This is a genomic window from Selenomonas sp. FC4001, assembly GCF_000701565.1.
Lineage (GTDB): Bacteria > Bacillota > Negativicutes > Selenomonadales > Selenomonadaceae > Selenomonas_A > Selenomonas_A ruminantium_B.
This window is the reverse complement of sequence record NZ_JNJF01000019.1, coordinates 34,659-46,348: the sequence shown is the minus strand read 5'-3', so window position 1 is coordinate 46,348 and position 11,690 is coordinate 34,659. Positions and strand designations below refer to the sequence as shown.

The following is an 11,690-nucleotide window of genomic DNA, read 5'->3' as shown; positions in this document are numbered from 1 at the left end:
ATGTAATAACGCCGATATTCAAGTTCTCAACAGACGTCCGTACAGCCTTTTACACGACCAACGCCATTGAGAGCCTGAATTCCTCATATCGCCGTCTGAACAGCCAGCGAAGTGTTTTCCCCAGCCAGCAGGCATTGCTGAAGGCATTGTATCTGGCAACGTTTGAGGCTACCAAGAAATGGACTATGCCAATTCGGAACTGGGGTAAGGTAAGGGGCGAGTTGACCATTATGTACCCTGACAGATTACAACCGTAAAATACATAAATGCTAAAGTCATAGAAGACCTATTTACAGACTTTTATTCACACCCTCAAACGCTAAACCAAACTCTTTCCGATTTAGACCCTATTTCAAAGTAATAAAAATAAGATAGCGATAAACTCGTACAATTCATAGCGAAGGGCTAAAAGAAAGGAAGGCTCGCCAATGACTAAATGTTTTATCATCTCAGTAGAATCAATATTATCGTATATACTTCCAGTACCATTTCCACTACCATTTCCTCTCCCACCCATTCAATGGTAAAAATTTAATACATACAGATGTATGTATCAAGGATAATTAATAAAATCTAAAGCTCTCTGAAATATACATTCTAAATAACTCTAATGAAGATAACAAAAGAGTATATACAATGTCCCTCTCAAATTAATTGAGGGACATTGTATAGATTTCAGCTTAGGAATACTTAATATTTTGTCTTTTAAATAACATCTCCCCAGGATAATCACTAAAAAAAATTCGACCGTTATGTTCAGGATTATCAATCTCTTTTTCATCAATAAGATAAAACTGTTCAATCCACTTATGATTAATATATGTTTTGGCCAAATTCCCCGTTTTATTGTCCGAACCTTTATCATTAAGCCCGCTAGAAATTACCCTTTTATCAAAAAGACGTTCTCCCGTATTTAAAAATCTATATTTATCCAGTTCAAAATTACTTGGTTTATCTTTTTTTATCATCCAATTAGAAATATCTGTCAATGAAATCACAACATAATCAGGCGAACATTGCTCATCACAACCGTTTTTTTGTAAAAGATAGGAAGCAGTCATTTTTAGAATCAGATCCATATCGGTATCAATCAGTTTTTTTTCGTTTGTTTTTGGAGTGGTTTTCCTAATTAAATTAAATGGTACTGAATCAGATTTACAAACTAGGTAGTAACGATGTAATTGCCCTTGATCTAGTGCATTAGCGATAATACGATCGTATGAAATCATATGAATACTATTTCTCCTTGCTTTATCCCTCCGAACTCCTCTTTCATGTTCACCATCAAAAAAATTAAACATCCTTTTACTAAAATATCGTTTTTTTTCACTAAGTTTCACCAAGGCATCGACGGAATACTTAATCCTACCAACTATATCATTAATCTTTTTATCATTTTTTACATCCAAATATCCTGAATTGTAAATATAGCTATATTCATTTAAAATAGTTATCATAGAATCAATATCATTTGTTTGGAGTATATTATTAGCAAATAATAATAAATCATTTCTTGAGTCCTCAGATTCCTTAAGTTCCTTAACAAGCTCATTACAATCTCGTTCAAAAAACATATGACGGATATATCCAGTCAACCAATTATCGCACCACAAGGATAAACTATTACGTATTTCATCTTCGTTAAATAATCCCCCTCCATTGTTCTTATGAAAAATATTATATCGAGCGATAATCGTCATAGCTCTATTTAAACCACAAAAATCATTTTTTACAAGATTCGAAAACTTTAAGCGACATATTAATTCATTTTTTTTATCAGCATAATCTCCAGTATACTGTTCATATTCTCTAAATTCATCTAACATTAACTCATTCCTCCTCAAAAATCTTTTCTTCATTAGAAGCAAATATAATCTCTTTAGAAAGTTCTTTTTCAGTGAAAATATTCCAAAGAAAGTTTCTTCTATCTGCCTTCGGACAAGAAAACACATATTTTAATGCTTCTGATGAATTCCACTCTCCTAAAATTTTGGCAATTATTTCTCGGCATTGTCTAATAACCGGTGTATGCCAAAGAGGCCTTTCGGAGTTTTGTTTTAAATGATATGAATAAATCGACTCTAGTTGTTTAAGAAAGTGTTTATATTGATTTTGAAATCTGCAATCTATTTTAGATGTTTTTCCATAGAGTTTAGTATAATCATCAATATCAATATTCTCATTCATTTTACTTTGTATTTCTTTCAACATATAAAATAGCAACATATAACCGCTGTTCCGAAAATTGGATAATAACTCAATTATCGGTTCAGTACAATTAATATTATCACCCAATATTTCTGCAAGAACTGATGCTCTATTCTCCCTTGCAGTAAAATGCCACCGTTTATCTTTCATTCGGCCAAAAATTTCTTTCAGAACTGAAGCGCTTTCAATCCCTTGATACAAACTCTTATATGTTATCGAGCATGCCTCTTCCACCTCTAGTTTACATGGAAGCAATTGATGAAAACTATCATACTGAATTTGTAAAATTCTATATATATACCCCCAATAGTTGCTGTCTTTATTCATATGTCGAAATTTTTTAAGATTATAATCACGAGAACGTATCTCTTGGTATGCGTACATTAACGATCTAATTGAATCTTTCTTTTTAGTATCTAACTTTTCTTTCCATGTTTCATCATATTGAAATTTAAAACAATCGGCTTCGGATTTCCTTTTCCTTGTCTTATAACCAGATTCTTTTTTACATTTATAGTTATAAATGTATTCTAAATAGATACCTGGCAGACGTTCCAGATTCGAAACTTCATCATCTACGCTATATACAGATATATTTTCAAGAATAGGATTTATAGTGCGAGAATTATTCGGATTTTCTCGATATAACGATAATGTTCCATTAGGCATTTGTTTAATATAAGGCGTAAACAATCGTTCTTTTGCCAGTTTGGACATTTTAACTTTTGTATCAAGAAAAACATGTGTTTTTAAACCTAGCGATTTTAATTTATTAATATTATTTTTGGGGTGCACACCAGTCTTAGCAGCATCTATCTCTAGACCTGTAACAATAGTACATTCTGCACATTTATTTTTATATTGTTCTGATGGTTCTTTACCGTATTCATTTTTAGCTATCTTTATAGCAAGATTAGAAATTTGTCCAATTTGATTTGAAAATGTATTTTTAATCACTTCATATGGAACTCTTTTAGGGGCAAATGTTGTTTTTCCAATTCGATCAGGAATTTTAATAACTGGAAACTCATTCTTACGAACATATTCTTTATTTTCATAGTTATATACGCCGCTTTGTACAGCAGAGACTATTCTTCTATCAGAAATAATTTTCACCAAATCACCGTCAAAATCTGCTCCTCCAAGCATCATAGGCACAAATGAATCATACGAAACCATCACCACACCTTTAAGATGAGAGAAATACCTATCATACATCTCGCACCCAAGGAACGGACGAAGGACACATTGCTCATGACGCGATAAATGGGGACTACGAAAAAATGCATAATATTTATCTGCTTTTAATGATAATTTATCAACCGGCATATAAAAATGTCTGGAAGAACGATAAAGAAGATACTTGTTAATATTTTCCCATTTAGATTTTATAATCTCTCTGATTGATTCCTCACCTATATATGAACGATATAGAACAGCTATCATAAAGCGTAAAAGGTCACGTGACAAATAGCGTTGTTCTCCGGATATCTCAAAATGACCAATGCAAATATCTCTCTCACTCGTTCTTATTATCTCTGCAAGTATTTCCTTAACTTTATAATCATTAACAAATGCAGGATTCAATCTTAAAGCATGTAAACATTTTTTTCTTTCATCAACATCGTCTTCTATATCCATAATATCGTCTTCAAAAGAATTATCACCGCAATATGATGTTAAATTATATTCCTCATTAATCAACTTATCGAAATTAAAAGTCGCAGCATCTCCCGAATAAGCATTTCTAAAAGATTCTATCTTTGTTTTTTTATCATTTACTATTGAAGCAAAACTATCCGAAGGAATGTCTAATGTGCTCAAAAACTGATAATTCATTTTAACCTTACCATTATTAGATAATCTTGCATCTGTCCCAGTCACATACAGTGCATGTTCATATTGGGAAAATTTATTGAAAAAATATGCTACAGGATCATCAATATTGTTTTTTCCTGCCCATTCCTTTATCCATTTATGACATTTAAACATACTTGCAGTTAATAGAATTTTAGCTTTACGAACATTTCTTTTCTTACCTAAATAATCTACTACCCATAGTGAATCATTTACCCCAATAGTATCTGAAAAAAATTTATTATAATCGACTTCATGAAGCATACCTTTTGTGAATGGCATACGAACTTGGAACGAATGGGATGGACGCTTATAATCATAATTTGATTGAAGTATTTCGCTAATATATCTAGCATACTCAGGACATATTAATCCTTCTCCATCAAAATAATTGAATTCAATTTTTTCTTCCTTATTACCAAAAACAATTTCTTCATCTTCTGTACCACTGTTTATTACTTCTTTTTCAGTAAACACTGTAGTTATATTAGGATTCATTTTAGAAGAAATTTTTTCATCAGGTAATACTATGACGGTCTCTTCATTTAAACAAAATTTATCATTTTGTTCAATACGACTCCCTGAACTCATATATAATCCCCTGTAAGCATAATACTTACTAGGACAAAGTTCAATCGATGAAAAATCTATATCCAGAAGCAATCTATTTTCCAATTCTTCTTTAATTGTATAGTCAATAAAGGATATTCTACTTTGTCTCGCCATGCTATTGCTTTTATCAAAAGGTACAAAACGCTTCCAATCATTACCATCAAAAGACAAGTAAATACCATCTTCAAACAAGCGACTAAGACGAAACGACAATCCCGCTTCCTTCTCAATATCATATTTAGTAGGACATGTTTTATCATCTATATTATCAATGCTATTCCTTTTACTAAAGATTTCGCTAAAATCAACAAATATCAAACAATGATTTAAACATAATTCATCATCTTCTCTTTTCCCTAAAACTTTTACGATCTGATATAAAAGAGCATTACCTGTAAAAGTATCAGTATTTTTAATAATCTCTCGTTTTAACTCACCTTCAACAAAATTACACTTATACTCCACCGTATAATTATTATATTTATCCTTTATTACTCTATAGGAATTATTTATAATTTTTTCAGCATCTAAGGTAAACAACTGATATTGTCTGGTTATATTATCACTCATAAATAACGCCTCCTTTATAAGTCACTAATTAATATTATCTTTCAGTGCGCTATATATAGTTTCCGAAAACCCTCTAGCTCTACTAATTTCATCATGAGGCACAATCTTTATATTACCATGAGCAACAGGATTTCTAACCTTATTTAGTAAAACAATCCCTTTTTCAAACTCTTTCCAACTTAAATAAGAAGGAAATATTCCTTTATAGAACTCATCCCAACCACGTCTAATTATTGCTCCTAATTCATAAATACTAATTACATTAAGTATGCTATCATCTGTTTCATTTGGATCATCTGCATTTTGACGTTGATTTAAATAACGATCGTAATCTCGATGTAATGTTTTACTCCGCATTTTATCGTTCGCAAGTAATTCATTAAAAACAATCGATGATAATTTTTCTTTCCAAACCTCTCCATAACATTTCTTCATATGATTTTTAACTAATAATCTCAACATATTTTCTGCTTTAGATAATTGAGGAAAAATATTTTCAACATCATGTTTTTTTCTTAATGCTAAATAGTCAATAAAACTATTACAAACCGTTAAATAGCTATAATCTTCTTCATATGTTCCGTACATGTCATGATATTCATCTCCAAAGGAATTTGTATGTAAATCATATTTTTCCATACAATATCCATTACCTATTAAGCTGGATATCTTTTCCCGATCTAAATTATATTGCGGTCCAACAAACAACTGCAACATAGTATCATATAGTTCTTCTTTTTTTAAAATATCAACAACATGACTGAAACTACTATAATACCTACGTTCATTATAAAACAGTCTTCCAATATCTATCTCAGAACTACTATTATTTGTTTCTAGTATTGCGTTCCCCATAATTGCTAAATAATACGGTGAACGACCACAATAATAAACAACATCCCTTTTTTCTTTATCAGACAATTTATAGCCATTACATTCAAGTATCTTAAAAAAGCTCCTCAACTCGCTGTTTTTATATCCAAAAACCCAAAATGGTTTAAAGGTACCACTTAAAGTAGAACCTCCAAAAGCTGTAGTTTCAATGTAATATATGCTTCGTCTAGATATAGTAACAGCAGAGAGCGGATGACTTTCATCCTGCAACAATCCTCTAAACCAATCAAAAAAATCATCATTTTCCCCAAAAACTTTTACCGATAAATCAAATTCATCAATTATCAACAGAACACTTTTACCGCAATATCCGAGTAATGATAACAATATTTCTAGTTTTTCTTTTGCTGCTTCATGTTCAACAACATCGTAATCCTTGGCAAATAGTTTTTGAAGCACCACGTCATCTTCAAAATAATCTTTAATTTCAATTATCTGTTCAAAATAGTCATCATCAATAGTTTTAATTTCATCCATATCAATCAGTTTAATTAGCGGCAATATCACTTTTCCACGCCAATACGTCCAAAAATTTCTAACACCTTCCAACGAGGTAAATAGCACAAGTGTATTAGGATGCTTTTCTTCATCAAATTTTCTACACAATTCTTTTATTAGCGATGTCTTCCCTATGCGGTTTATTCCAGTAATTGAATAATTCACCTTACCTTTATCTTTATCAATTACCTCAAAAATATTTCTATATAGATAATCAAATTCTCCTTCTCTTAAAATATATGACTGCATATCTCCTGTAACAGGATGCATATCAACAAATTTAAACATCATTATCCTCCCTCCATATTTGGCTTCGATCATAATATCAATGTTCATGATTTAAAACACGTTTGTTTAAGAACTCTATAAACAAACCCACTTTAACCTTAAATTCCAAACCATTAATTTCTTTTCCAATTATATCATTACCATTCTTATCTACTAGAATCCTTCTATCGCATAATGTAGTAATAATGTCGTCACGTTCCGTTGTATCATCCCATACGATATCATTTATACTACAAACCCCATCATCTCGCTTAAGAATACATCTAGCTATCTCTTTAAATAATTCAAAAACTCGTTTTGCAATTTCCTCTTGGCCTTGTAACGTATGAGTATCCTTTGGCTTATCACGTAACACCAAACTACTACTGTACTCATTAAAAATCGGATCAAACTCTTTCTTTTCAATCGGATTAACTTTAGCTACAAAAATATAGTCTTCTACTACTTTATCCACCAAGCTTGGAGTGATTAAAGAATAGCTATATTCTTTCATATATTCAACCAATCCACTCATAAACTTCATCAAATAAAACGCACTTCCACCTGTTAGACTAAAAATCTTCTCTTTAGCCTTTTCGCCTAATGCACCTTGAAAACGACTGCATCCATTTTCCATTACAATCGGCTTTTCCATCATCTTATATGCTTCATTTCTATCTAAATAGCCAATTTCATACATACTAGTTATTGCCAATCCATTTACAGCTTGGGCAATACTTATGTCTTCAAAAAACTTTGGCATAAAATCCTGGCCTACTAGAACATTTGCAAATTTACTCTCAGTCACAAGAGCACGCCATTGATTTACAAAATCACTTTTAATTTTCTTTTCTTTTAAATTTACATAAACTTGCGTAAATTCGTCAACCATTATCACAATAGGATATTCGTCACCAAATTCTTCATTATATTCTCCAAAGAATTCCAAAAATGTTATATCCGCATTAGGATTGCCAACAAAATCTTTTTTATCTGGAAACTCCAACTTTGAATTTTTCAACTCCATCCTAAGTGCTTTATATTTAGGGTTATTCACACACTTCTTAAAACTCGAAAAAATCAACCCCATAATATTTTGCATATATAGTTCTTTCTTATTTTCATCTGCAGAAACACTTTGAGCATTAATAGTTAATACAATTGCCTTTGGGTTTGCATTTTCGATTCTTGCTTTCAAGAAATTCATAATAGATGTCTTCCCGGAACGTTTCTGTCCATAAAACGCAGTCATTCTTCCTCTATTCACCGAGATAAGATCCTCACACATTACTTCTCTAAATATCGTTTCAATTATTTCATCTCGTCCGAAGAACATATCCTTATCCTTCGGCTCCATAGCGGTTCCTCCAGCATATTTATGGTATGGATTTTCATGTTTTTGAATCAAATATTTAGAATCATTACATAGAGGGATTGTAATATGATACCTCAGAGGCTGCTTAACATCTTGCCATATCCCCTTCCCCGTCTCTCTATCAAATTTCGATAGGCATCTATATGACACCTGAACACAGATTTCCTCTTGTAATACATTTAATGGCATTTTTTCTATCGGAACAATTATTTCTATTGCCTCTCCAGGATCAGCCTTAAAATCGAACTCCGGAATCTGTTTTTCCTTTTTGTCAATTGTAAAGCCAGAATTATTATCATTTGCTGAAATCTCAATATGAATCTTTTCTGCACGAAGTTTGCCCTTAGCATTTGTCAAGCAAAGTACTTCTTTAGTATTCCCTTCTGTTAAACTATAGTGCTCCACCGATAAAACCGGAGCATAATCTTGATACATTTTTTCAATATATCCCGCAATATTTTCTCTTATAGTACTAATAAAAGGCCTTAATGATTCATAACTAAATTTTGTTGGTGATTTATTAATCATATTTAAAAGCTTGGTTAATTCACAATATATCTCTGAGCATTTTATATGCTGAACCATAGGCGATTCATTATCGGTATTATCGAGCAATTCCTCCAATTCTTCTCTTAAACAATCAATAACTTTATTTTCCTCATCAAATAAATAGCTTTTAAAATCCGTCCCCGTTTCATCTAATATATCAAGAAACATTTTAGCATCTTTTCTAACACTGCCCGTTATTGATATATTGGTATAATACTGTTTAATTTTATTCCAACCATCATAAAAGTTTTCTAATTGACGCTTTGGGCTATCCCCTGAAATCTCTTGAACTTTTTCCACATTCTCCCACAGCACCTTTATCATACCTTCATACTGTGGAAGCCTTATTAATTCATCAAATATATCTTCATTAAAACTCAGTATCATACGAAAAAGTCCAACTACATCCGTGCAATTATTGTATAGAAATTCAGAAAATTTTTCGGGGTTTTGTCCACTTTGCTCCCAACTCTCTGTCCATTCATCTTGATAATAACGTGCAATACACATTTTTGCTACTCGTTCTTTATATTCTTTACTCCAACTTGACGCCGATATTATGCTAGCCGCATAGTATGCCATTTCACCGGCAGGAATATTCCTTTTCCCAGCATCAGTATAATATCCAGCAATATAATCATATGCATATTCATATAATCTTCGGTTCATTGCATTATTATCGAGTTCTTCACGATGGCCAAACTTTTCATGGTCATCAGATTGTAAATACTGCGCAATTATTTTAGCTATTGAAAGTAACAACTTAGATTTATCTATACTGTTTATTGCTTTTAGAAAATATTTTTCATCTCTTTCATTTTTGTCATGAAGATTATCTAATGCTTTTACTATATCTATACGTTTTCTTGGAATCCCTTGATAAATACCATTTTGGATCCGCTCTTGTTCTTCTGGTGATAAGTACTCTTTTATCTCATCTAATGAATATTGTTGCAACTTCAATTTCAGCAGCTCATTTCCTGGTAACTTATTTATTGTTTCTAACTCTGCATCAAAATCATCTCCCATAAGCGTTTTCTTAACTGATGAAATACGCATTGGAAGTACACCCTCGATATCAATTTTGACAGCTCTTGCCACACCATCCTGTGACACGTTTTCCGATTTCTCATCAAAAGATACAATATATCGATAATTATTAAAATCGAAATATTTTTCACTTAAATTATACTTATCATCAATTTTTAGTTGTTTAATATCCTTCCAATAAAACATGTATTGTTTTGTATCAACAGAAATACGTCCTGTATCCGTATTGCTATCAAAAGCGTCAATTGTTCCGACCAACCCTTTATTGTCACTATTAATAATCCAACACTCCAACTCGTCCTTGGGAAACTGTCTAACACCACTTATTACACTTTTTGCTTGAAGTAGTATTTCTGCTTTATATTGACTTGACTCATGAATAATAATATTTGCATTTTTTCTAGCGGTCTCATAATCACCCTGCAGATAAGCTAATTGCATCTGTATTACACGCCGTAAATTCTCTGCTAATAAATAGTCATAGCCTTCAAATACTTGTTTCATTTCTTTTAATGAATCATGATCTAAATTGCTTCTTTTTGCTTTTATATATGATTTTAACATATCCGAAAAAGCCGCATCAGGTGTACAGAGGTTATCTTCTAGCATTTTTTCACCAACAAAAAATGCTTCCTTGTAATCCTCTCTCTGTTCCGCACTTTTTAAATTATTAATTAAATCAGCTCTCTTCTTTTGAATTTCATCCTTATATGTTGGCAATTTTATTTTACTCACATCTTCATTATAAGCTGCGATTCTTTCAATATATTCTTCACCTTTATCATTTACACCAAGCACAACAACTACATATGTGTTTTCTGGCAATTCTTCTCCTTGATACTTGTATTCATTATTCCCACATGCAATTGTAATTGTATTTGTAATCCGCTCTCTTTTTATTATTCCAATTTGGTATTTACTTTTAATCTCTATAATGCTTTTAGGAATAAAATTTCTTTTTCTTTTTTCTATATCACCTCGATGAAATACTTTTCTAAAAATAACGTCTTGATTTTGCAAATCCATATCCTTACGATAATTAATCAGAGTTTCATCATCCACACTACTGTAATAGCATCTTATATCATCTTCTACTGTAAAATAAGAACTTTTATTGGGAACTGCCGTTATTTCTCCCTGTTCCCAATCTATTTGATCCTTAAACTCTTCAAAATCTTCCAACGAAGTAATCAACGGTTTATTATTATTATCCATCTTAATTTCATACAAACACATATACATATTTTTCCCACGTTGATTATCTTTCCCCAATTTCTTAAATATATTCGAATCCGAATCTATCATAGCTTTATTAAACTTATATCTATTATTAATTATTCCACTCTTATTCAAGATATTATATGACGTAATTACCCCACATAAATATAGGTGTTCAATTATATCTTTTTCTATTACAATAATTTTTCCTTTCTTTTCTATCCTTATACTAACATCATCATTTCCGACATAACGTCCAATCAACAAATCACTGTTCTTTTGACACACAGCAATTGTTTCACCTTGCCTAGGATTTATATCATCGTATTTCTCTATAATATCGTTGTATTTTGTTTCAATTTTTATATCTTCTGACAATACATTATATGTCTCAATTTCATCATAAGGAATAACACATTCAAATATAATCCCCTCATCTGTACAAAACTCTATATGTCCCAAAAGCTTTGCTTCTTTTTTCAAAAGTATAGAAACATTTTTACCTTCAATTGCATTATTTTGTAAGTTATCTTTGATATCTATCATTTTTCTTCACCTTCCATTCTAAAATACTATAGGTTTGGTAAAATTA

General features: G+C 31.3%; 5 protein-coding genes. 1 reads left to right on the top strand and 4 read right to left on the bottom strand.

Annotated elements, in window-relative coordinates:
• The coding region (locus T320_RS14260) for a transposase (protein ID WP_197019409.1) at positions 1 to 257 on the top strand (257 nt) is incomplete at its 5' end.
• A gap of 423 nt (positions 258 to 680) precedes the next feature.
• Here the strand turns inward: T320_RS14260 and T320_RS09380 are convergent.
• The 4 genes from T320_RS09380 to T320_RS09365 are packed head-to-tail and all read right to left on the bottom strand — an operon-like array spanning position 681 to position 11,644.
• Positions 681 to 1,826 (bottom strand): hypothetical protein, encoded by a 1,146-nt coding sequence (locus T320_RS09380; RefSeq protein ID WP_037355219.1) that lies wholly within the window; start codon positions 1,824 to 1,826, stop codon positions 681 to 683.
• Positions 1,827 to 1,830: 4 nt separating this feature from the next.
• Entirely contained in the window at positions 1,831 to 5,247 is a 3,417-nt protein-coding gene (locus T320_RS09375; protein ID WP_037355217.1) for an RNA dependent RNA polymerase, read from the bottom strand.
• A 24-nt stretch (positions 5,248 to 5,271) separates the two neighbouring features.
• Positions 5,272 to 6,930 carry an ATP-binding protein gene (locus tag T320_RS09370; protein ID WP_037355213.1) on the bottom strand — a complete coding sequence of 553 codons (1,659 nt, stop codon included), beginning with the start codon at positions 6,928 to 6,930 and terminating at the stop codon, positions 5,272 to 5,274.
• A 34-nt stretch (positions 6,931 to 6,964) separates the two neighbouring features.
• A complete protein-coding gene (locus T320_RS09365; RefSeq protein WP_037355212.1) occupies positions 6,965 to 11,644 on the bottom strand; it encodes an nSTAND1 domain-containing NTPase in 4,680 nt (1,559 codons plus the stop codon).
• Positions 11,645 to 11,690: the final 46 nt, after the last annotated feature.